The organism is Candidatus Accumulibacter similis, from assembly GCA_013347225.1.
GTDB lineage: Bacteria > Pseudomonadota > Gammaproteobacteria > Burkholderiales > Rhodocyclaceae > Accumulibacter > Accumulibacter similis.
On record CP054595.1, the window covers coordinates 2,421,466 to 2,444,778 of the forward strand.

The window sequence follows — 23,313 nt, forward strand, 5'->3', positions numbered from 1 at the left end:
CTTCCCCCGCCGCGCGCAGCGCGGGTTCAGCCGCTGCGCCGCGGGATCGGATGGGCCGCGAAGCTCAGTAGTGGTAGCGAAGCTGCGCGATCAGTAGATCTTCACCGTCGACACGGTACACCATGCGGTGCTCGTCGGTGATCCGGCGTGACCAGAAACCCGACAACGCGTGTCGCAGCGGCTCGGGCTTGCCGACGCCGGCAAAGGGTTCGCGCATCACATCCTGGATCAGCCTGTTGATCCGCTCGGCCATCTTGCGGTCGTGCTTCTGCCAGTGGAGGTAGTCGTCCCAGGCCGTGTCGGCGAACACCAGTCGCATCAGAGCAGTTCCCGCTCGCTACCCTTTCCTTCAGCCAGTTGCGCTGCCGCGTCGAGCAGCCGCCTCGCGTTTGCTGGGCTGCGCAGCAAGTAGGCCGTTTCTTCGAGCGCCCGGTAGTCCTCGAGCGAGAGCATGACGACCGAGGGCTCGCCGTTGCGGGTGATGATCAGCGGCTCGTGGTCGTCACAGACCCGCTCCATCGTCCGGGCGAGGTTGGCGCGCGCGGCGCTGTAGCTGATGGCGTCCATCACGGGATTCCGGTGTTGTTGTACGGTTCATTGTACGCAAGCGGCGTGGACTGCTCAATGCCCGATGGCGTGCCCGTGTCCTGAAGGGAATCCTGGACTCCGCGCAGCGGTCGCCACGCGCATCCCGTCCTGGCCGCGCATCGATCCGCCTGCCGGTGCTGATCGCTCCGCGGTTGTTGTCGACGACGCTGCCGGTCGTTTCGGCATCGCGAACGAACTCGACGAAGCCGTTCGCCGCGAGCTTGTCGAGCTGCCTGACGAAGTGGGCGCAGAGTTCGGCGGTGGTGGCGTACCGGGTCTCGAAATGGCCGAGCGTGTTCAGCTTCGCCCTGAACGAGTGCAGGCTCCGCAGATCCTCGGCGCTGGCGGTTGCCCGGTCGTCGGGCGAATCGCAGAAGTAGGTGTAGATGAACGGTTTGCTCGTCGCCTGGAACTGCCCGACTGCGTTTTCGAACTCTTCCTCGGCGTAGCGGCCGACCTTGCTGCGGTAGAGCATCACGAAAACGTCGCACTGGCGGATTTCACGGTTGTACTCGTCCTGCAGGCGGGTCTTCGAAAGCGCGTCGAGGAAGTCTTCCCAGATGGCGAGGTCGAGGAAAATGCCCTCGGCGATCCAGAGCCTGTTCTTGCGGTTGATGGCGATCTCGAACTCGCGGCGATGGTCGGCGAGTTCCGCCGACGAGGCGAGGAAGATCTTCCGGATGGTGGTCCCGGTGGTCGGCATGCGGCAGGCTCCGGCGGGGTGAAGTCGGCGAAACCCTACACTGCGCGGAGGTGATCGGCAAGCGTTGCCGCAGTGCGATCCGGCGCGCCAGTCGTGCTCCGGATCGTTGTGTCGGCAAACCGGCAGGCCCGAGGCGCGTGCGCCGGCTTCAGCCGACGGCAAACAGCGGTACGCGCGCAAGCTGCGACGCAATCCGGTCGCGCGCCTGCTTCGTGTAGCCCCAGTCGTCGCCGGCGTCGTGCCATGCCGCCAGGATGCTTGCCCGCGCGCGCTCGAGACGGTTGGCCATCCGCGTCTCGTCGTCGCCAATCCGGCGCGCGAGACGCAGGAAGGATTCGCGCGTGACGTCCTGCCAGCGCTTCGAGCGTGCGAGGTTGAGCGCCAGTTGGTCGTCGGCCCTGTACGCGATGGTCGACACCAGGTCATAAGCGGGCGCAAGCCTGGCGTTGATGCCGTCGGGGTAGATCAGGCTCCAGTTCTTGAGGTGCGCATCGCCGTTGCCGGCGGCGACAACGAAAACCAGCCGCCTGATGAATTCGTCGAGATCGGCCTCTCCGGCGAGGCGATAGACGACGTTGGCCAGCGTTTCGTAGTTGAACTGGGCGTACTTCTGCTCGGGGTAGAGGCCAAGAACCTGCGCGAAGTCCTCGATGTGCACACGCTTGCCTGTCGCGGGGCGGTCGAAGCGGCGGACGGCCAGAGCCGCCTGCCCGGCGAAGGCGGTGGCTGCCGTTGGCAGGCCGGAAATCTCCGCCACCGGCACCAGGTGGATTTCCGGGATCGTGATGCCGCTGGCTTGTGCCCAGCGCATCGTCGCGTGTTCGTTCTCCGGTACACCCGGAAAACGCGCATCCGGCAGCTTGACGATCCAGTCGCCACCGGTACCACTGACCGGGATGGTCAGCCCGCGTCCAGCCTGCAGCGCCGAGAACTTGAGTTGCACGCCCGCCAGCGAGAAATGCCAGTGGTCCTCGCGCGGGATGGCGGGAGCCTCCGGCGCGGCGGCGTCTTCGCCTTGCGCGAGCGGATCGTCGGCGACGATGCGCACGGCGCCGGGCAGATCCTCGCCGAGGTGCTGCAGCAGGAAGAACTCGCGATGGACCGCGACGCCGGCCTGCCGGGCGATCAACTCGCGCAGCGGACCTTCCGGCAGCAGGTTGGAAAACCACGCTGGCGTTCGCTGCCGCGAGGAATGCACGTGCTCCGGATCGTCGACGAACTGCTGGCCGAGGACGGGCCGCGGATACGCGCTCCGGTACGACTCGAGCAGCCTGAACTCGCAACCATCGTTGCGCGTCAGCAGCAGTTGGCCGACGTGGGAATCGTTCAGCCAGACGGCGAGATGCTGCGCCACTCAGGCCTCCTCGTCGTCGATGATCAGCGACGCAATGCTCGGCCGGTCTGGCTCGCCCCAGCCGGCGCGGCGATCGAAGAAGGCCTGTACCCGCGGTCGCAGCCATTCTGCGCGCAGTTTCAGGAAAGCCGCGCCATCGCTGTCGACGAGGCGCTCGCGCGCCGCTTCGCTGATGCCATGCGAGGCCAGCATGGCTTCATCGGTGGTGCCGGCCAGCAAGCGGCGCACTCCGCCCGGAGCCGGCGGATGGAGGAGCCGGTTCGCCGCCGATTGCAGCGCTTCGTCGTTGCGGCCGGGACGCCGCGGCAGGATCTGCAACAGCGCCGACGGATCGTGCGCCGCCTGCCCGCGGCGCAGGAGTTGTCCGGCAGTCAGCCGTTCTCCCGTCGTCAGATCGCGTGGTTCGAGGCTGAGCAGCGCCAGCGTCAGCAGCTTGCCGGTGGCGAAGCGGAAGTTGAAGCGGTCGCTGACGTCGGGAAGCAGCGACGGCGGTGGGCCGATCATCTCCAGCATGCCATCGACCGATCGATCCTCGCTGTCCCGGAGGATGCGCGCCAGGACCTTGCGCGTCGAGACCGTGTCCCCCTGGTGCGCACCGCTGAGCGCGCCGCGCCAGATCCAGCGCGCCAGCCGCTGGCACGAGCGACGCGACGGCTGCGGATGGAGGTGGAAGAATCGGCCCAGGGTCACGAAGGCCTGCTTGTAGGGCAGCAGTTCGTAGTGCGCGATACCGGCATCGTTCCTGAGGAAGAGGATGATCCGGCTGGCGGTGGCCGCGGTGAGCCGGTACGCCTCCGCGGCCTCTGCGTCAGCCAGGCGAGGCGGCTCGTCGCGTGCACCTTCGACGACCGGCAGCCCGATCAGGACGCGCAGCAGCCGGTGCAGAATCCGCTCTTCGATGTGCCCGAAGCCCAGTTCTTCCAGCTCGGACGAGATCTCGGCGACCGTCGATGGACGGCTGCGGGAACGCGAGCCATTGAGGGCGTCGAAGACGTCTGCATCGTCGAGCGACCTGCCCGCCGAATTGATCCGCTTGAAGATGTCGCGCAGGATGCTTTCGTCGTCGCTGCGGACAACGTAGGCGGGAATCTCGTACTCGCGCAGGCGCCGTCCCAACTGGACTGCCGTGTCACGCCGTGGGCGACTGTCGGCGCCAGCGGCGTGCTCGAGCAGCCAGTGCATCAGCCTTTCCGAATCGAGCACGACGGTCAGCGGCAGCCAGCGCGAAGGGTCGGCACGGCGCCTGCCGGCGGCGGGAGGAATGACGAAGTCGCTGCGGTCGAGATCGAAGTAGAGGGCGAACGCGTCCTGGTCCGGCTCGGCAGCGAGCAGCACGCGGGCGAGCGAGACGATCCGTTGCTGGCCATCGACGACCCAGAGGGCGTTCTCCATTGCCGGTGCGGGAAGGGTGAGCGATCCGATGCGGCCTTCTCCCGCTGGCGCTGTGGCTTCCCAGAGCAGCAGCGTGCCGACCGGGTAGCCGCGATGGAGGCTTTCGAGCAGAAGCCTGGCATCCGCGCGGTCCCACTTGAGGCCGCGCTGGAAACTCGGAATGCGAATCCGGCCACGGGCGACCGCCTCGAGCAGGTCCTGGACGCTGAAGGTGCGCGCCTCGGGGCGTCGGTCGAGTGGCGTGCCGGGGCTGCGGTTGTTGGCGGCCATCGCGGGTATCGTGGTTGGCATACGGCGGCATTGTTTCACATGCCCCGCGTTCGCGCACGGCGCCGGTTGCTGGCGATCTGGGGCTGGCGATCGGGGGTGGGCGGTGGCGCGCACCGGCGGCGGTGACGGGAGGGTGACGGTTCGGTGTGCCGGGGCCTTCAGGCCTTTGTCGTCGCCCGGGCAGGGCGCGGCTCTGGTCCGCTGCGGCTGCCGGCAGCACGAGCTGGCAAGAAGATCCGGGCCGCGCTCCGCGGCGGGAGGATTCTCCCCCATACCCCCGCCAGAGTCGGAGATTCCGGAGTGTGAGCCCTGGCCGCGGGCCGTCATCGCCGTCGCGCCGGCAGCGAGCGGACCTTGTTGCCGGCGGCGCTCGTGCGCAGCGCCGGCTGGTGGTCGAGAGTCATTCGCGCCAGTATCCCGGATCAGCGAGCGCATCGGCGCAGATGACCTGGCCACGCGTGTTGCCGATCGTCCCGGGACGCAGTTCCTTGACCATCCAGGCGTCGGCGTTCCCGGGCGGGATCGGGTAGGGTGCCTGGAAACCCTTGCGCCCGGCCGCTGAAAATCCGGCGCGCGGGTAATAGGACGGATGACCGAGAACGAAGACAAGGGCAATCCCGGCGTCGGCAAGCTGCCGCAGCCCCGCTGCGACAAGTCGGCCGCCGATTTGCCGCGACTGGAAGTCTGAATGGACGGCAAGAGGAGCAAGGATTGCCGCCGCAACGTCCGGGCCAGGTGGACCGATCCCGACCTTGCTGAACAGCACGTGGCCGACGATCTTTCCACTGGCGGCGGCAACCAGCGACAGCACGGGCCGGGCCGTCGGGTCTGCCGACAGGTCGCCAATCAGACGAACGATCTGCGGCCCTTCCGCAGCGCCGAACGCGGCCAGCGCAAGGTCCGCGATCGCCTGGAAATCGGCCGCAGCCGCCTGCCGCAGTTCAATCCGCATGACGGTTCACCATCCCCTCCATGCTCGACTCGTTGCCGGTGGCTGAGCGGAAGGTGTCTTCAACCTGCAGCCCTCTGCTCTCCAACGGCCGCGATGACGCTCCCGGTAGCCGCCCTGGCTCTCTCGGGGGAGGCGCAGCCGCTTGCCCGGACGCGCTCGCCAGGAACACCTGCGTGCTGCATCGACCGCCATTCAGATCTCCACCGCGTTGCCGCTCAAGGCCGGACATGCTTGAATCTCTCATCGAGATGGCGTCGAATCTCTCTTGGCCGATGGTCATCATTCGATGGGTCGAATGCCTCCAACGAAGGAAGCCTTGACTTCTTGAGATCGATCCGGACGTCTCTGCGCTCCTTGCCGGAAACCCGCCAGAGAATGGCGCGTTGGCCCAGGTAATTCACGCTTTCCCCGTAGCTATCGTCATTGACCGTGGGATTCGTGAACGTTCTTCTCCTCTCTGCAATCAGCGAAAAGGTACCGTTCACATCCTTGAACTGGAAGTGCCCCTCCGTTACGGAGTTTCCACAGAGAGCATTGCAGCCATACCTGAGAAACGTCGATCTCTTGCCCATGCTCAAGTCGTACCAGTTCCTTTCATGGGGAATCCATGGGAGGGACCTGGCCACCAGACTGAAAGTGCCACCGGGGCTGCCGTACAAGACGACCAGAACTTCGGCGCGCAGGCCGTCGGTTGATGCCTCATTGGTGCGGACAATGGCTACGACATCGTCTTCTTTGTCTGCGTTGAGGAATCCACTTTTCCATTCAACGGCGATCGCATCGGGAATATGTTGCAGAAGTGCAGCGTGCACGGGATCGGGGAGCGGCTCGCCTGAATGACCGGCCGTTGGCAAGAGCACGAAGACCGCGGCGAGGGCATGCGGCAAATGGGCGAGTTGGCGGAGCATATGGAGTGATCGTCTCACTGATGAACCAGGTTTCAAGGTGGAGTCTGCGCCTCATGAGTTGCGTTTCGGGCAGGAAAGCCGTGCTCAGTGCTCGGTTCAGCGTCCCCGCTTCCTCGCTCGAATCTTTGCCATCGGACGGGCAGGGCGCGGCTCTGGGTGGCTGCGGCTGCCGGCTGCGCGAGCTGGCAAAGAAACAGACGGGCCGCGCTGCGCGCGGCGGGGGAAGTCTCCCCCGCACCCCCTCCAGAGTCGGAGATCCCGGAGTGACAGAGTACAGAGGGAGCAGAGATCAGAGCGGAAGAACAGGGGAAGAACGCAACACCACGCGAAAACCGAAGTGGCCAAAGCGGTCGTCCGGGGGATACCTGCTGCGGATGCCACAGCGCGCATCGGCCCGGAGACCGACCCACGAGCCACCGCGCACGACCCGCCACACGTCGTCCGGTGCCCCCGGATCCTCGCGTAGCCGATCGTTGGCGTCATACGGGTAGACGAAGTCCGGCTTCTGCCAATCGGTACCCCAGAGGCTTCGCGTCCACTCCCAGACGTTGCCGCCGAGGTCCTCGCAGCCATACGGGCTCTGGCCGCCCGTGAAGATGCCCGGGGTACTCGTGTCGCCGATGCTCATCTCCGCATTGGCCCACTCGCCGCCCCAGTCGTCGCCCCAGGGGTAGCTGCGTCTTGGCAACGGGTTGTCCCGAAGCGGCGCGTCGCTGGCTGCGAATCCCTGGGCGATGCTCTCCAGCCGGATCGCACGCGGGATCTGCAGTCCGCCTCGAGCCGCCTTTTCCCATTCGGGTTCCGACGGCAGAGAGACGGCCCAGCCGGCCGGCAGCCGCTCGAGCCAGAGCTCGGTCAGCCAGGCGCAGAAGGCACGCGCATCGTGCCAATTGACGTTCACGACCGGCCGGTTCGCCGGCGCGCGCAGCGCGGCCGCGTCATGCTCCGAGTAGGCGCCGGCCGTGACGAACGCGGCGAACTGCGCGACGCTCACCGGTGCCTCGGCGATCCAGTAGTCGTAGTCGAGCGTCTCATTGGGGTGCAGCGGCGCATCCCTGTCATCTGGCTCTCCCATCCAGAAGGCGCCAGCAGGAACCTGCGCGAAGCGCATCGCGTCGACTTCGAGCAGATGCCGGCGCGGATCGCCGAGCCGCGCCAGCACGTCGCCGGCGAGCGCGCGCTGCCGGGCGGCGACGCCGCCGTCGGCCGGCGGCACCGGCAGCGAGGCGGCGAGCCAGCCGGCGACGCGGGTGGCGATCGCGCGCGTGCGGTCACGCTGGCGGACGGCGTCGACGCCGATCTCGAGCAACTGCATGCCGGCGAGCAGCGCGCAGCTCCAGTCGGCGGCCGTCGGAGTCTTCTCGCGGCGAAAGTCGTCGATGCTCGTGCCGCCGATCAGCTCGTCGGCGGCGGTCGCGCCGCGCTCGGACCTGGCGACTCGTGCCGCCAGCGTCAGGACGATCTGCCAGTGTCCCGGCGCCTCGCGCGCCAGGCGCGCGCAGTCGGCGGCGAATTCCGGTCGTGCCGCGAGATGGCAGGCGGCGAGAAACTCCTGGAAGGTGCGATGCGGGAAGGCGAACTGCCGCTCGCCGTGGCGTTCGCCCTGGCCGAGCAGCAGCCCGGCGCGCTTCTCGATGTAGTCGACGACGATGGCGGCCTTGTCCCAACTGCCGCCGAGCAGCGGCCGGAAGGCGAGCAGCAGACGGCTTTCAGCGATGTCGGCGGTGCCGCCGGCGTCGCCCGGGCCAGCCCTGGCGGCGCCGAGGTCGCGGTCGGCGACGACGCTCTCGGCATGCACCGTGAACGCCAGTTCCTCGAGGGTCTCCCGCAGGTCGGCGAGCTTCAGCGTCGGCATCTCGAGGGCATCGAGCAGTGCCCTGTCGGCGCCGATCTGCCGGTTCCAGCGCAGCAGCAGCAGGTCGACCGAGTCGTTGTACAGATCGGCGCGGTCGTCGGGCAGGCGGCCGCGGCTGGCGTGCAGCGAGGCCATCAGCGTCAGCAGCAGCGGGTTGCGCGCCAGCGGCTTGAGGTCCGGGCGATGGCGGGCGGTGAGCAGGTCGTCGCACTTGCGTTCGGCGTCGCCGGGCGACAGCCACTGCCGCCGGACGAGGGTCGCGTACCAGCCGCGGATGAAGCGCTCGATCTGCCCGTCGTCGAAATCGGCGAGCGCGTAGACGCCCTGCGCCGGGTCCGCGCCGGCGGGCCAGGCGTAGGGGCGGGCGGTGAACAGGAAGCGGCAGCGATCGCCGGCACCGCGCATCAACTGCCTGACGGCGCCGACGACGCGCTGCCGGCTGGCGTCGTCGCCGCATTCGTCGAGGCCGTCGAGGACGATCAGCGCGCCGTGGTCGCGGGCGATCCGCTGCACGAACCTCTTGGTCTCGGGCGAGAGGCCGTAGCCGCTGGCGTCGAGGTCGCGGCCGATGAAATCCCAGAGGTCGCCGGCGTGTGCCGCCGCGCCGGCGGGGAGCTGCTCGGCGAAGCGGCGCAGGACGACGCGGATCGGCAGCAGCGCACCGTGGCGCCACTGCTCGCCGAGGCTGGCGAGCACCTCGTCGTGCCCCTGCCAGGCCTGCGCCAGCGCCAGCAGGACGCTGGCGCCGAAGGTGCTCTTGCCGCTGCCGGCGGCGCCGAGCAGCGTCAGCTCGCGGTGTTCCGCCAGCGCCTCGAGCGCCGGCACGGCGCGCGTCGCGCGTTTCTCCTCCATTTCCGCACGCGCGTTGCGCACCGCGCTGCGGCTGCGCTGCAGCCACTGCGCCAGAGTCATCTCCTGCGGGATGTGCAGTTGCGTCGCCAGCGGCACGTAGACGTCGGCGAGCTGCAGCGGCTCGCGCCGGCCGTCGCTGGCGCTGAGGTCGATCTCGCCGAGCCTGAGGCCCGCAAGCTCGCCGGCGAGCGCGGCGAGATAATGCGCGATGACCGCCTTGGCCTCGGCCGGGTCTTCACCGTGGTGGACGATCCGGTTGATGACCTGGACGAAGTCGCGACCGATGAAATGCCCGCCGGCGTTGACCGCGCCGGCGACGGCTGCGCCGCCGCCGGTGTCGATCGCCTGCGCGGGGTGGTCTGCGTCGCCCTGCTGCCGCGCCGCGAGTTGCGCCTGCAGTTCGGCGATCTGGCGCTGCAGCCGGAAGATGTCGTCGGCGCTGCCCGGCGTGGTGGGTTCGCTGGCCATTGCGTCGCCTCAGGGTGCCTGCAATTTGCCGAGCACGAACCTCGTCACCGGGCCGACGGCGGCAGCGAGTGGCGGTGAGGCGAAAGTGCTCACGAGCGAAGCCACCGCGCCGGGTACCAGCGCGGCCAGAGCATCGAGCAGCCGGGCGAGGCGGCTGTCGTCGGCTTGCTCGCCCCTTGCCACTTCGGCCTCGATCTCGGCGAGTCGCTGCCGCGCCTCGGCCTGGCTGCGCGGCTCCGCGTGTTCGCTGACCGCGCTGAGCAGCGGCGCGAAGAGCGCCCCGATCTCGCTCGCCGGGACGCCCTGCGTGACGATGCGGTCACGGCCGACGAAATCGCCGCCGGCCTTGACGTTGCCGCCGACGTAGGCACCGCCGCCGGTTTCGATGCGCGGGCCGGTGTGGATCGGCCCGCGGTGGTTGCCGGCGATGAAGACGGCGCCGGCAGCGAGCGCCGGTCCGTCGCCCTGCGCGATGGCACCGTTGCCGTGCACGACGGCTTGGCGGATGTGGTCGGCTCCGTCGCCCGCTTCGCGATCGCGCTCGAACCTCACGAAACCGTTGGCCGCGAGCTTCTCGAGTTGATCGCCGAAGTGGCGGCAGAGCTGGTCGGTGTTGCTGTAGACGGTCTGGAAGTGGCCGAGCTCCCTGAGCTTCTGCTGGAACGAGTGCAGGCTCTGCAGATCGCCGGCGCTGGCGGTTGCACGGTCGTCGGGCGAATCGCAGAAGTAGGTGAAGATGAACGGCCTGCTCGTCGCCTGGAACTGACCGACGGCGGTCGCGAACTCTTCCTCGGTATAGCGGCCGACCTTGCTGCGGTAGAGCATCACGAAGACGTCGCACCGGCGGATTTCACGGTTGTACTCGTCCTGCAGGCGGGTCTTCGACAGCGCGTCGAGGAAGTCCTCCCAGACGATCGGGCGGAGGTAGGCTCCCTGTTCGATCCAGAGGTCGTTCCTGCGCCTGACGGCCATCTCGAACTCGCGCCGATGGTCGGCGAGTTCGGCCGACGAGGCGAGGAAGATCCTGCGGGTGGTGATTGCGGTGGTCGGCATCCTGCAGGCTCCGGCGAGTTGGCGTCGCCGAAACCCTACACTGCACCAGGACCAAAGGCAAGCGGTCGCGCGGGCAGAGGCGGCGGGCCGCGTCTGCCCGCGGGCGTGCCTTCAGCGCAGCCCGAACCAGGCTTCGGCGTTGCCGTGCGCGACCTTCTCGGCCGTCGCCGGCGTCAGGTTGGCGAGCAGCCCGTTGCGGATCGCCTGCACGCTGGCCTCGTAGTCCTGCGGGTTCCCGGCCAGGTCGACACCGACGACGAAGCGGTCGGGGTGGTCCTCGATCAGTTGCTGCCAGTCGCGCTCGAGCGTGCGGTCGTCGTAGACGGTGTAGCGGTTCTTCTGCAGCGGCCAGCCGCGCGCCGAGAGATCGCAGGCGGTGTTCGGGTATTGCTCGAAAAAGCGGCGCATGTCGGCTGCCGAAGAGACGCTGCCGCAATGCGACACGATCAGCCGCGCCTGCGGGCTGGACGCGGCCAGCGCGCCCACCTGCCGGACGGTGTCCGGGTGGTTCCATTGGGCATGGATGTTGAGTGGCCGGCCGTAGCGGGCAGCGAGGGCGAACAGCGCCTGCAGCGTGCCGCTGTCTGCCACCACCTTGAAGCGGCTGGTCGGGTCGGCGGCAGTGGTCAGCGCATTGACGTGGATCTCGCCGATGACGCGTGCGCCGCGGTCACGCAGTTCGCCTTCGATGGTGGTCAGCATCTGCTGCACGGCGGGGGTGTCGGGGCTGGCGAACTCCGTCGCGTCGAGGTTGCGGTGCGTACTCTTCCACGGATGCTGGCCCGCGGGTCTGATGAAGCGCTGGCCCAGCGCCATCATCGCGGGCATGTTGTTGCCGCCGGCGCCGCCGGTCAGGCGCACGCCGTTGCGGTCCATCACCGCCAGCAGATCGGCGCCGTCGAAACCCTGGACGACGTGGTAGTGGCTGTCGATGATCGGCAGCCTGCCGGCACCGTCGACGCCGAGGACAGCCTCGGCAGCGGCGGCCGGATTTGCTGCCAGTGGTGGCGCGAAGGCGGCAACGAGCCAGAGGGAGGTGGTCCAGCGGCGGAGACGCCGCAAGGGAAGGAATGAGGCGGATTCCATTGTCGCTCCTCACACATTGACAGGAGGGCGGTCTCGCCGCGTCGCGTCGTGCGACGCTGGCGCCGCCCTTTGCATCGGGGATGTCACAATCAGGATAGGAAACGCCGTGGCGGTATGCAAATCCCGCACCCTGGCCGCAGGCAGCCGCCGGGCCGCCGGCCCTGTGCAGCCGGGCCGCCGGACGCAGGTCGTCGTCGACGGTTCCTGCATGGGCCGCGCGGCAGCAGGCGGAAAAGGCGACGAAGGCGCAGAGGCGAGAACGCGGCAGGCGGCTGGTCGATCGTCCGGACGAGAGCTCGAGGAGTGCTTGCGGCGGCGATGCCCGGGAAGCGGGAGCGAGCCGCGCCGACCGCGTGCGCCACGGTGAACGGTGCGATAATCGGCGGCCTCCGGCTGCGGCCGCCACGCTCGCGTTGCGCGGGCACCCGATCGAATGCGTCATCGATGAACAACGAAGAATCGTCACGGCAGCGGCTGCTCGAGATCAATCGCCAGCAGGCCGAGTTCTACGAGCACGACCTGTACGTGCAGCGCGACCGGCAGAGCCTGCCGGTGCGCATCTGGGGCGCGGTGCGCGACAGCCTGCACCGCTTCCGCCAGGAAACCGGAATCGGCAGTGCGGCGGACGATCTGCACCAGGTGTGGCTCGGCGACCTGGCGGGCAGCAAGGTCCTCGACCTCGGCGTCGGTTGCGGCAACGCGCTGTCGATCGATATCGCCCGGCGCTGTCGCGAGTACCACGCGATCGACCTCAGCGAGCGGCTGGCGGCGAGCTTCCAGCAGGCACTGCTGGCGGAGGGTCTGCAGCATGCGCGTTCGTATCGCGCCGACTTCCTTGCCGACGACTTCGCCGAGCGGGACTTCGACATCATCTACGCGCTCGGGGTCGCCCACCATTTCGAGGATTTCGACCTGTTCCTGGCGACCGCGCAGCAGCGGCTGAAGCCCGGCGGCAGGATGATCACCTACGATCCGCTGAACACCTTCTGGGCGTCACGGCTGCTGCGGGCGATTTTCCGGCCGTTCCAGAACGACGCCGCCTGGGAGTGGCCGTTCGAGCGCAGGAACTTCGAGCTGATCGGCAGGCGGTTTCGCATCGAGGCGGTGCAGGGGACGCTCGGCCGCTCGAAATGGGCTTTCCCGCTGCTCGCGCTCAACCCGCGGTGGGCGATTCGCCGCGGCCGCCGGGCGCACCTTCGCGATCTGGCGGAATGCAACCGCATCGCACCACCGTTGTTCGGCTGCCTGCACGTGACGATGTGCCTCGTCCGCGAATGAAGACGGTGGCGGCGGCCAGGCAGCGGGCGCTGCTCCGGCGCTAGGCGCCCGGACGCACCAGTTCGATCGAGAAGTCGGCCTCGTAGGGTGGCACGTGAACTTCGACGATCGAGCCCGCGGGCATGTCGAGTCGCAGGCCGGCGACGTCGGCATGGATCGGCAGCAGGCTGACACCGCGATCGACGAGGACTGCGCTGACGATCCGCGCGGCGCCGCGTTGGACCAGGTGCTGGACGACACGAAGCAGCGAATGACCGCGGTAGAGCACGTCATCGACGACGAGCACGTTCCGTCCGTCGAGATCGGCGACGGTCGATGCCGTGTCTTCGCTGAGCCGGGTCTGCGGATAGAGCAGGCTCAGATCGTCGCCGTAGCGTTTGACGGCCAGCTCGAGTCGTAGCGCCGGCTGCACACCACGTCTGGCCAGACGTTCGGCAAGCCGTTCGGCCAGCGGCGCGCCGCGGCGCCGGATGCCGACGAGGACGATGTCGTCGTCGTTGCCCAGCAAGGCGGCGAGGCGGGCCGCCATGCTGTCCAGTACCGGTTCGAGCTGCCGTTCGTCGTAGATGCAGAAGCGGGTATTCTGGTTCATCGTCTGGCATTTCGCAGGGGTGGCGGAGTCTGCAGCTCAGGGTTGCAGGCCAGTCGCGCGGTCGGCAGCTTCGGCGAGCTGCTTCAGGGCAGGCGCGACGGTCACCGGATAGGGTGGTGCGGCTGCCAGGCGTTGCAGCGGTTCGGGCAGGCGGGCGAGTTCGTCGCGCAAGTGCGCGCGCACGGCGCTGAGCGGGGGCGAGGGAGCGAGTCGCCGCCCGTTGCGCATCACCGGCAGCAGGAGATCGCCCGCCGCCTGCTGGTCGCCGACGACCGTCAGGGTGTCGCCCGCCATCGTCCCGTCGGCATGGTAGCGGCGGCAGATCCGCTTGCGACCGGGCCAGGTCAGCTTGCCTTCCGATCGCTTGCGGCGTGGTGTCCCGGCATACTCCTGCAGCTTGTAGGCGCAGTCGAGATAGGGTTTGTCGGCGGAGGTGTTCATGCGCGTGCCGACACCGAAGCCGTCGATCGGTGCGCCCGCCTGCAGCAGGTCGCGAATGCCGTATTCGTCGAGGTTGCCGCTCGCCAGAATCCGCACCTGTGCCTGTCCACCAGCATCGAGGATGGCGCGCACGCGCCGTGCGTGTTCGCCGAGATCGCCGCTGTCGATGCGGACCGCGTTGACCTGCCGCCCTTCGGCCGCCAGCTTCGGGAGCAGTGTGAGGAGCTTGCGCGCCGCCTGCTCGGTGTCATAGGTGTCGATCAGCAAGGTCGAGCCGGCGGGTTGCGAGCGGGCAAAATGCTCGAACGACTCGCTTTCGCTGTCATGCGCCTCGATGTACGAGTGGGCCATCGTACCGAAGAGCGGAATTCCCCAGCGCTTCCCGGCGAGGACCGTCGCGGTGCCGGTGAAACCGGCGAGATGGCTGGCGCGGGCTGAGAGGAGGCCGGCTTCGGCGCCATGCGATCGGCGCAGGCCGAAATCGACGAGCGTGCGGCCGGCGGCGGCGAGGACACAGCGGACCGCCTTGGCTGCGATCATCGTCTGGAATTGCAGGAGGTTGATGATCCGCGTTTCGACGAGCTGCGCCTCGCGAGTCGGCGCAATGACGCGCAGCAGGGGCTCGTCGGCGAAGCACAGCGTGCCTTCGGGCAGCGCATCGACGTCGCCGCTGAAGTGCCAGTCGGCGAGCGAAGCGACGAAATCCGGGCGAAAACGCCCGCAGTCGCGCAGCCAGTCCAGTTCGTCGGCCGAGAAACGGGCGTTCTCGAGATGGTCGAGCACCTGTTCGAGGCCGGCGGCGACGAGAAAGTTGCGCTGTTCCGGCAGCTTGCGGACGAAGAACTCGAATACCGCCGTCTCGTTCATGGCGCGCGCGAAATAGGCCTGCAACATGGTGAACTGGTAGAGGTCGGTCAGCAGCAGGCTTTCCGGATTCACTCGGGCAACTCCTCGAAAACGGCCATGCGTGCGCCCAGCGCCGACATCTGGGCCAGTGCGCGCGCACCGTCGTCCTCCTGCACGTTCACCGCGCGCACGGCGTCGAGCAGCACCACGACGGCCAGGCCTTCGCCGATGGCGTCGCGAACGGTACTCAGGACGCAGTATTCGGTCGCCAGCCCACCGACGAAAAGGCGCTTGCAGCCAGCCCGGCGCAGACGCTGCGCAAGGTCGGTGCCGGCAAATGCCGAGTACGCCTCGCGATCGCGCTCGGTCGCCTTCGAGACGACGCCGACGGCTGGCGGCAGCCAGAGGTCGCGGGCAAACTCGGCTCCCGCTGTGCCGGCAATGCAGTGCGGTGGCCACGGGCCGCCCTGCGCGCGGAACGAGCAGTGATCGACCGGATGCCAGTCGCGCGTGGCAAGTACGGGCAGACCGCGCGCGAGGAAGCGCCGAACGCACTCGCCGAGCACCTGCACGACCTCGTCGCCATGCGGAACGCCGAGACTGCCGCCGGGCAGGAAGTCGTTCTGCAGGTCGACGACGATCAGCGCGTCGCCGGCCCGCAGCCCCAGATCGCCGGTCGCACTGACTGCCATGCCGCGGAATCCTCCATCGCCCTTGCTTCCCGCCTCGTGCCGGCGCCGCCATCGTTTCGCCCGGCGGCCGGCACCGTCCATGAGCGAGAGCATACACCCTCGCGTGTCCGATCGTCGCCTGCCGCGGAGCAGCGGTTCATCGCCCCGTGGGCGCGGGACCACTGGTCCTGGCGACGCTTCCGGCCGCGCCGAATGGGTCAAACGGCAGGCGGAATGCCTCCTGCACCACGATCCCGGCCTGGAGTTCAGGCGGGCAGCGGCTCCGGGTTGCCGAGGGCGGTGGTGTTGAGGCCGCCGTCGACGTACATGATCTCGCCGGTGATGCCGCTGGCGAGATCGGACAGCATGAAGGCGGCCGCGTTGCCGACCTCGTCGATGGTGATGTTGCGCCGCAGTGGGGCGTTGTGCGCGTTGTAGGCGAGCAGGCGGGAGAAGCTGCCGATGCCCGAGGCAGCGAGGGTCTTGATCGGGCCGGCCGAGATGGCGTTGGCGCGGATTCCCTGCGGTCCGAGGCAGAAGGCGAGGTAGCGCGTGGCGGCCTCGAGGCTCGCCTTGGCGAGGCCCATGGTGTTGTAATTGGGCAGGGTGCGCTCGGCGCCGAGGTAGGAGAGGGCGAGCAGGGCCGGGTTGTGGCCCCGCAACAGCAGCGGCCGCGCGGCCTTGGCAAGCGCCGGGTAGCTGTACGAGGAGACGTCGTGCGCGATGCGGAAGGCGTCACGGGTGATGCCGTCGAGGAAGTCGCCTTCGATCGCTTCACCGGGGGCGTAGGCGATCGAGTGCACGAGGCCGTCGAGCCCATCCCACTGCTGCCCCAGGTCAGCGAACAGCTGCTCGATCTCGGCGTCTTCGCTGACGTCGCAGGGGTAGATCAGGTTGCTGCCGAACTCGGCGGCGAACTTCGTCAGGCGATCCTTGAAGCGCTCGTTCTGGTAGGTGAAAGCCAGCCGCGCACCTTCCCGATGGCAGGCCCTGGCGATACCGTAGGCGATCGAGTGTTTCGACAGCACGCCGGTGATCAGGATGCGCTTGTCTGCGAGGAATCCCATGTGTTCTCCGTAACGAAAATTGGCTGGCCGCTCAGCTCGTTGTTCGAATCTTGTTGACCGCGCGATTATAAAGGATTCCACGCGGCACCCGGAGGACTGTCGTCGCTGCGGCAGCCGCCGTCACCGCGGGGACCTTGCGGCGGTGGGTCGCGGCGACCCATGCGCAGCCGGTTCGCGATAAACTGCCGCCCATGCCCCGTTTTCGTCGTGCCCTGCTGTCGATCGTCGCACTGCTGCTGTGTGCCTGCGGCAGCGAGCAGAACGATCCGTACCCACGCGCCGAGCGCGGCCGGAACATCCTCTACGCCGCGTTCACCGAGCGTCCCAAGCATCTCGATCCGGTGCAGTCCTACACCGAGGACGAGATCACGTTCACGGCGCAGATCTACGAGCCGCCATTGCAGTACCACTACCTGAAGCGGCCGTATACGCTGATTCCGCTGACCAGCGAGGCGGTGCCGGTGCCGCGCTACTTCGACGCCAGCGGCCGCGAGCTGCCGGCCGACGCGCCGGCGGCGGCGATCGCCGTCAGCGTCTACGAGATCCGCATCCGCCCGGGAATCCGCTACCAGCCGCATCCGGCTTTCGCGCTGGATGCCGCCGGCGAGCCCCTGTACCGCGCCAGCGATCGCGAGCAGCTGCGCGGCATCGACAGGCTGGGCGACTTCGCGCACAGCGGCAGCCGCGAGCTGACCGCCGACGACTACATCTACGAGATCAAGCGGCTGGCACACCCGCGGCTGCATTCGCCGATCTTCAGCATGATGGCCGAGCGCATCGTCGGCCTGCGCGAGCTGGGGGCGGCGCTGCAGGAGGAGGCGAAGAAGCTGCCGGCCGGCGCCTGGATCGACCTCGACCGCTTTCCGCTCACCGGCGTCAGCCGCGTCGACCGGCACACCTACCGCATCAGTCTGCACGGCAAGTATCCGCAGTTCGTATATTGGCTGGCGATGCCCTTCTTTGCCCCGGTGCCGCGCGAGGTCGACCGTTTTTACCACCAGCCGGGAATGGCGGAGAAGAACCTCACGCTCGACTGGTATCCGGTCGGTACGGGGCCGTTCATGCTGACGCGGAACAACCCGAACAGCCGCATGGTGCTCGAGCGCAACCCGAACTTCCACGGCGAGACCTATCCCTGCGAGGGCGAGCCGGGCGACGCGGCGGCGGGGCTGCTCGCCGACTGCGGCAGGCCGCTGCCGTTCATCGAGCAGGCGGTGTATTCGCGCGAGAAGGAGAGCATCCCGTACTGGAACAAGTTCCTGCAGGGCTATTACGATGCCTCCGGGATTTCCTCCGACAGCTTCGACCAGGCGGTGCGGCTGGCGGTCGGCGGTGACGTGCAGTTGACCGACGAGATGCGCGACAAGGGGATCAGTCTGCTGACGAGCGTGCGCGCGTCGATCTTCTACATGGGTTTCAACATGCTCGACCCGGTCGTCGGTGGCCTTGGCGAAGAGGCGACGAAGCTGCGGCAGGCGCTGTCGATCGCCATCGACCAGGAGGAGTTCATCTCGATCTTCATGAACGGCCGCGGCATCCCGGCGACGAGCCCGCTGCCGCCGGGCATCTTCGGTTACGTCGAGGGCCGCGAGGGGATCAATCCGGTGGTCTACGACTGGGTCGACGGGCGCGCGCAGCGCAAGCCGCTGGCGGAAGCGAGGCGGCTGCTGGCCGAGGCCGGCTGGCCGAACGGGCGCCACGCCGGCAGCGGCGAACCGCTGGTGCTCAACCTCGACACGACGACCGGCGGCATGGGCGAGAAGTCGCGCCTCGACTGGCTGACACGGCAGTTCGCCCGGCTCGACATCCAGCTCGTCGTTCGTTCGACCGACTTCAACCGCTTCCAGGAGAAGATCCGCAAGGGCGCGGTTCAGCTCTACTACCTCGGCTGGAACGCCGACTACCCGGATCCGGAGAACTTCCTCTTCCTGCTCGCCGGCAGCGAGGGCAAGTTGGCGAAGGCCGGCGAGAACGCTTCGAACTACGCCAACCCGGAGTTCGACCGCCTCTTCGAACAGATGAAGAATCTCGAGAGCGATGGACCCCGCGCTGCCGAGCGGCTGGCGATCATCCGCCAGGCGATCGCGCTGCTGCAGCATGACGCGCCCTGGATCTACGGCTTCCATCCGAAGAGCTACACGCTCGGCCAGGTCTGGCTGCGCAACCGCAAGCCGACCGATGTCGGCAACAACATCCTCAAGTACCAGCGCATCGATGTCGCCGAGCGGCAGCGCCTGCGGCAGGAGTGGAACCGGCCGGTACTCTGGCCGCTGGCGCTGCTCGCCGCGTTGCTGCTGGCGCTGGTGCTGCCGGCGGCGATCGGCTATCGCCGCCGCGAACGCGGGACGGCCCGCTGATGCGGCACGCGCTGCCACCCTGCCGCCGTGCCGCTGACGGCAACCGCCGGCGGCGGCCTGCGCCATAGGCATCGACCATGCTCGCCTACATCATCCGTCGCCTGCTCTATGCGCTGCCGATCCTCATCGGGGTGAACCTGATCACCTTTGCCCTGTTCTTCGTCGTCAATACCCCGGATGACATGGCGCGCATGCAACTCGGCGTCAAGCGCGTGACGCCCGAGGCGATCGACCGCTGGAAGGCGGAACGGGGCTACGACAAGCCGTTGTTCTTCAACGACGAGGCAAGCGGCAGCGCGATGCTGAGCGAGACGATCTTCTTCAGCAAGTCGGTGCGCATGTTTGTCGGCGACTTCGGTCGCGCCGAGGACGGCCGCGACATCGCGCGCGAGATCGTCACGCGCATGGGCCCGTCGCTGGCCATCGCCCTGCCGACCTTCATCATCGGCCTGCTGGTGAGCGTCTCCTTTGCCCTGCTGCTGACCTTTTTCCGCGCCACCTACCTCGACTTCTGGGGCGTCGTGCTGTGCGTCGCGATGATGTCGATCTCCGGTCTGTTCTACATCATCGGCGGCCAGTACCTGGTCAGCAAGCTGTGGAAGCTGGTGCCGATCTCGGGTTACGGCGGCGGTCTCGACGCCTGGAAGTTCGTCATCCTGCCGGTGCTGATCGGCGTCGTCTCGGGAATCGGTTCGTCGACGCGCTGGTACCGGACGATCTTCATCGAGGAGATCGCCCGCGACTACGTGCGCACGGCGCGCGCCAAGGGGCTGGCCGAGGCCGCCGTGCTGTTCCGGCACGTACTGCGCAACGCGCTGATCCCGATCCTCACCGGCGTCGTCGTCGTCATCCCGCTGCTCTTCATGGGCTCGCTGCTGACCGAGTCGTTCTTCGGCATTCCGGGTCTCGGAAGTTACACCATCGACGCGATCAACGCGCAGGATTTCGCCGTCGTCCGGGCGATGGTCTTCATCGGTTCGCTGCTCTACATCGTCGGGCTGATTCTCACCGACCTTTCCTACACCTTCGTCGATCCGCGGATACGCTTCAACTGATGTCCTTCCTGCCCGTCATCCTCTGGTCCGATGTGCTGATCTGGTCGCTGCTGCTGCTGGCCGCCGGGCTCGGCTGGCTGTCGGGGCGCAATCCGTTGTGGCGCACGGCCTGGCAGCGCGTTGGCCGCAGCCGGGCGGGAATGGCGTCGGCGACGCTGCTGCTCGCCTTCGCGGTCGTCGGCCTGCTCGATTCGCTGCATTATCGACCGCGCCTGGCGGCTGACGACGGGCAGCGGGCGCCGGCGCAGCCGGCGGCATACGCGGTCGAGGTGCTGTCGCTGCTCGACGCGCTGCTGACGCCGCTGCGCACGCGCAACGAGAAGACTTACTCGGAGCCGCTGGCGACGCGCGCGCACGCCAAGGAAACGATCGAGGTGCGCGGCAGCGACGGCCGCCTGCAGCAGACGCGCGACCATCCCCGGCTGCGCTACGGCGGTGCCCACCTCGGGGCGGACGAGGAACGGCGTGATGCCGATGTCGCCGGGCGTGTGCTGCGGGCGCTGGGCCTGGCGCTGCTCGCCTGGGCGGCGGTCGCGGTCGCCGTCTGCGGTGGCGTCGCGCGCGCGCAGGGCAGTGGTTGGCGGCAGGCATGGCGGCGACTCTGGCGCAGCGACGGCGATTTCGCCTGGAGCGCGGTCCTGGCGGCGCTCGCCGCGCTGCTGCTGCTGGCGATGCCGGTGGCGCTGCTGGCGACCGACTACCATGTCTTCGGCACCGACAAGGTCGGTCAGGACGTCCTCTATCAGGTGCTGAAGAGCGTCCGCACGGCGCTCGTCATCGGCCTCGTGACGACGCTGGTGATGCTGCCGCTGTCGGTCCTGCTCGGCGTCCTGGCCGGCTACTTCCGTGGCTGGGTCGACGACCTCATCCAGTACCTGTATACGACGCTGAGCTCGATTCCCGGCGTGCTGCTGATCGCCGCTGCCGTGCTGATGATGCAGGTGCTGATCGACACCCATCCCCAGTGGTTCGCCACCGCCGCCGAACGCGCCGACCTGCGTCTGCTGGCCCTCTGCTTCATTCTCGGCGTCACCAGCTGGACCGGGCTTTGCCGTCTGCTGCGCGGCGAGACGCTGAAGCTGCGCGAACTCGAGTACATCCAGGCGGCGCAGGCCTTCGGCGTTTCCAGCCTGCGCATCATCGGCCGGCATATCGTGCCGAACCTCATGCACATCGTCACCATCGCGCTGGTGATGGATTTTTCCAGCCTGGTGCTGGCCGAGGCGGTGCTTTCCTACGTCGGCATCGGCGTCGACCCGACGATGATCAGCTTCGGCACGATGATCAACAATGCCCGCCTCGAACTGGCGCGCGAGCCGATGGTCTGGTGGTCGCTGTCGGCGGCGTTCTGCTTCATGTTTTCGCTCGTGCTGGCGGCGAACCTCTTCGCCGATGCCGTGCGCGACGCCTTCGACCCGCGTCTCGCGGGTGCGCCATGAGCGCGCCGCAGAGCCCGCGAGGGGAAGAACTGCTGGCGGTCAGGCAGTTGCGCGTCGCCTTCGCGCATGGGCGCTCGATGCTGGCGGCGGTCGATGGCATCGACCTGCGACTGGCTGCCGGCGAGACGCTGGCGCTGCTCGGCGAGTCCGGCTGCGGCAAGTCGGCGACGGCGCTGGCGCTGCTGCGCCTGTTGCCGGCCGCCGGCCGGATCGTCGCCGGCGAGGTGCGCTTCGGCGGCCGTGACCTGTTGCGGCTGCCGGAGTCGGAGATGCGCGCGGTGCGCGGTGGCGGCATGGCGATGATCTTCCAGGAGCCGGCGACGAGCCTCAACCCGGTTCTCACGGTCGGTCGGCAACTTGCCGAGGTGCTGGCGCGGCATCGCGCGCTGAGCGGCGCGGCGGCGCAGGCGACGGCGCTCGACCTGCTGCTGGCGGTGGGCATCGCCGACGCGCCGCGGCGGCTGGTCGAGTACCCGTTCCAGCTCTCCGGCGGCATGAAGCAGCGGGTGATGATCGCCATGGCACTGGCCGGCGAGCCGCGCCTGCTGATCGCCGACGAGCCGACGACGGCGCTCGACGTGACGATCCAGGCACAGATTCTCGAGCTGCTGCGCCGGCTGCAGGCGGAGCGGGCGATGGGCATGCTGCTGATCACGCACGACCTCGGCGTCGTCGCGCAGATGGCGACGCGCGTCGGCGTCATGTATGCCGGCGAGATCGTCGAGGAAGCGCCGCGCGGGGCCTTCTTCTCCGCCCCGCGACATCCCTATACGCAGAAGCTGTTCGCCGCGCTGCCCGACCTGGCGCGCCGCGGCGGCCAGTTGCAGACGATTCCCGGCCAGGTGCCGCCGCTGTCGGCGATGCCGGCCGGCTGCCGTTTTGCCGCCCGCTGCGAGCATGCCTGGGAGTTGTGCCGGCAACAGTCGCCGCAGTGGCGGCAGGTGGCGGTCGATCATCGCGTGCGCTGCCACCTCGAGGATGGGTTGGCGTCGCGCGGGCGAGACGGTGGCGGAGTCGCCGCCGCTGGCGAAGCACTCGCGGTCGTCGCGGCGGCACCGGCGCTGCTGGCGGTGGATGATCTGCGGGTGCATTTCCCGATCCGGCGCGGCATCCTGCAGCGCACCGTCGGGCACGTGCGGGCGGTGGACGGCGTCTCGCTGGCGCTTGCCCGTGGCCGCACGCTGGCGCTGGTCGGCGAGTCGGGCTGCGGCAAGACGACGGTCGGCAAGGCGATCCTGCAACTGCTGCCGGCCAGTGGCGGCAGCGTGCGCCTGCTCGGCGAGCAACTCGGCGGTGCTGCCAGCAGCCCACGGCGGGCGTTGCGGCGGCACATGCAGATGATCTTCCAGGATCCCTTCGCCTCGCTCAATCCACGCCTGTCGGTCGGCGAGATCATCGCCGAAGGCATGCGCACGTTGGCAGCCGGCGGGCCGGCAGCGGGCCGGCGGGCGACGAACGCGGCGGCGATCGCCGCCGTTCTGCAGCAGGTCGGCCTGCCGGCGGAAGCCGCCGGGCGCTACCCGCACGAGTTCTCGGGCGGCCAGCGGCAGCGCATCGCGATCGCCCGGGCGTTGGCCGTGCAACCGGATCTGGTGATCTGTGACGAGCCGACGTCGGCGCTGGATGTCTCGGTGCAGGCGCAGATTCTCAACCTGCTGGCGACGTTGCAGGACGAACTCGGGCTGGCCTATCTCTTCATCACCCACAACTTTGCCGTCGTCGATCATCTGGCGCATGAAGTGGCGGTCATGTACCTCGGCCGCATCGTCGAGAATGGCCGCGTCGACGAGGTGCTGCGCTCGCCGCGGCATCCGTACACGCGCGCACTGCTGTCGGCAGTGCCGAGCCCGCGCCTCGACGTGGCGAACGAGTACATCCGCCTGCCGGGCGAGATTCCCTCACCGGCGGCGCCACCGGCCGGCTGCCATTTCCATCCCCGTTGCCGGCAGGCGAGCGAGCTGTGCCGTCAGGACTATCCGCCGCCGAGCCGGCTGTCGGCAACGCATGTGGTGCATTGCCACCTCTATCCGCCGGCGGGCGAAGCGGATTGAAGTCGCTGCTGCAGACGTGACAACGCCGCCTGGCG

18 protein-coding genes are annotated in these 23,313 nt (G+C 68.4%); 5 read left to right on the plus strand and 13 right to left on the minus strand.

Annotation, left to right across the window (positions count from 1 at the left end; all coding sequences use genetic code 11):
• Positions 1-64: 64 nt before the first annotated feature.
• The 10 genes from HT579_11070 to HT579_11115 all read right to left on the minus strand — a co-directional run bounded on the left by HT579_11070 (position 65) and on the right by HT579_11115 (position 11,481).
• Complete coding sequence (locus tag HT579_11070) at positions 65-319, minus strand: Txe/YoeB family addiction module toxin (protein ID QKS29399.1); 255 nt, start codon at positions 317-319, stop codon at positions 65-67.
• A complete protein-coding gene (locus tag HT579_11075) occupies positions 319-567 on the minus strand; it encodes a type II toxin-antitoxin system prevent-host-death family antitoxin (protein QKS29400.1) in 249 nt (82 codons plus the stop codon). Before HT579_11075 ends, HT579_11070 begins: the two co-directional genes overlap by 1 nt.
• Positions 503-1,291: a hypothetical protein gene (locus tag HT579_11080; GenBank protein ID QKS29401.1), complete on the minus strand. Its 789-nt coding sequence runs from the start codon at positions 1,289-1,291 to the stop codon at positions 503-505. The genes HT579_11075 and HT579_11080 overlap by 65 nt, the downstream gene beginning before the upstream one ends.
• 148 nt (positions 1,292-1,439) lie before the next feature.
• Positions 1,440-2,645, minus strand: a complete 1,206-nt coding sequence (locus tag HT579_11085) for a type II toxin-antitoxin system HipA family toxin (GenBank protein ID QKS29402.1) — start codon at positions 2,643-2,645, stop codon at positions 1,440-1,442.
• Positions 2,646-4,307, minus strand: coding sequence for a DUF262 domain-containing protein (locus HT579_11090; protein QKS29403.1), 1,662 nt, complete (start codon positions 4,305-4,307; stop codon positions 2,646-2,648).
• Positions 4,308-4,707: 400 nt separating this feature from the next.
• Positions 4,708-5,259: an N-acetyltransferase gene (locus tag HT579_11095; protein ID QKS29404.1), complete on the minus strand. Its 552-nt coding sequence runs from the start codon at positions 5,257-5,259 to the stop codon at positions 4,708-4,710.
• A 215-nt stretch (positions 5,260-5,474) separates the two neighbouring features.
• On the minus strand, positions 5,475-6,167 hold the full coding sequence (locus tag HT579_11100) for a hypothetical protein (GenBank protein QKS29405.1): 693 nt from the start codon (positions 6,165-6,167) through the stop codon (positions 5,475-5,477).
• A gap of 289 nt (positions 6,168-6,456) precedes the next feature.
• Complete coding sequence (locus HT579_11105) at positions 6,457-9,342, minus strand: SUMF1/EgtB/PvdO family nonheme iron enzyme (GenBank protein ID QKS29406.1); 2,886 nt, start codon at positions 9,340-9,342, stop codon at positions 6,457-6,459.
• 9 nt (positions 9,343-9,351) lie between these two features.
• A complete protein-coding gene (locus HT579_11110; protein ID QKS29407.1) occupies positions 9,352-10,395 on the minus strand; it encodes a hypothetical protein in 1,044 nt (347 codons plus the stop codon).
• Positions 10,396-10,506: 111 nt separating this feature from the next.
• The gene (locus HT579_11115) at positions 10,507-11,481 is read right to left on the minus strand and encodes an amidohydrolase family protein (protein QKS29408.1); all 975 of its coding nucleotides are present in this window, start codon (positions 11,479-11,481) and stop codon (positions 10,507-10,509) included.
• Between the two features lie 444 nt (positions 11,482-11,925).
• On the opposite strand from HT579_11115, the gene HT579_11120 reads away from it, so the two are divergent.
• Positions 11,926-12,759: a class I SAM-dependent methyltransferase gene (locus HT579_11120; GenBank protein ID QKS29409.1), complete on the plus strand. Its 834-nt coding sequence runs from the start codon at positions 11,926-11,928 to the stop codon at positions 12,757-12,759.
• A gap of 40 nt (positions 12,760-12,799) precedes the next feature.
• Here the strand turns inward: HT579_11120 and HT579_11125 are convergent, their stop codons facing one another.
• From HT579_11125 to fabI, 3 genes are all read right to left on the minus strand, one after another.
• Complete coding sequence (locus HT579_11125) at positions 12,800-13,351, minus strand: phosphoribosyltransferase (GenBank protein QKS29410.1); 552 nt, start codon at positions 13,349-13,351, stop codon at positions 12,800-12,802.
• A gap of 36 nt (positions 13,352-13,387) precedes the next feature.
• A complete protein-coding gene (locus tag HT579_11130) occupies positions 13,388-15,382 on the minus strand; it encodes a nicotinate phosphoribosyltransferase (GenBank protein QKS29411.1) in 1,995 nt (664 codons plus the stop codon).
• A gap of 193 nt (positions 15,383-15,575) precedes the next feature.
• Complete coding sequence (gene fabI / locus HT579_11135; protein QKS29412.1) at positions 15,576-16,376, minus strand: enoyl-ACP reductase FabI; 801 nt, start codon at positions 16,374-16,376, stop codon at positions 15,576-15,578.
• A gap of 191 nt (positions 16,377-16,567) precedes the next feature.
• Here fabI and HT579_11140 point away from each other — a divergent pair, with 191 nt between their 5' ends.
• From HT579_11140 to HT579_11155, 4 genes are all read left to right on the plus strand, one after another.
• On the plus strand, positions 16,568-18,733 hold the full coding sequence (locus tag HT579_11140) for an ABC transporter substrate-binding protein (protein ID QKS29413.1): 2,166 nt from the start codon (positions 16,568-16,570) through the stop codon (positions 18,731-18,733).
• A 77-nt stretch (positions 18,734-18,810) separates the two neighbouring features.
• The gene (locus HT579_11145) at positions 18,811-19,788 is read left to right on the plus strand and encodes an ABC transporter permease (GenBank protein QKS29414.1); all 978 of its coding nucleotides are present in this window, start codon (positions 18,811-18,813) and stop codon (positions 19,786-19,788) included.
• Positions 19,788-21,227, plus strand: coding sequence for an ABC transporter permease (locus tag HT579_11150; GenBank protein ID QKS29415.1), 1,440 nt, complete (start codon positions 19,788-19,790; stop codon positions 21,225-21,227). The genes HT579_11145 and HT579_11150 overlap by 1 nt, the downstream gene beginning before the upstream one ends.
• Positions 21,224-23,278 (plus strand): ABC transporter ATP-binding protein, encoded by a 2,055-nt coding sequence (locus HT579_11155; protein ID QKS29416.1) that lies wholly within the window; start codon positions 21,224-21,226, stop codon positions 23,276-23,278. Before HT579_11150 ends, HT579_11155 begins: the two co-directional genes overlap by 4 nt.
• The last annotated feature ends 35 nt before the right edge of the window (positions 23,279-23,313 follow it).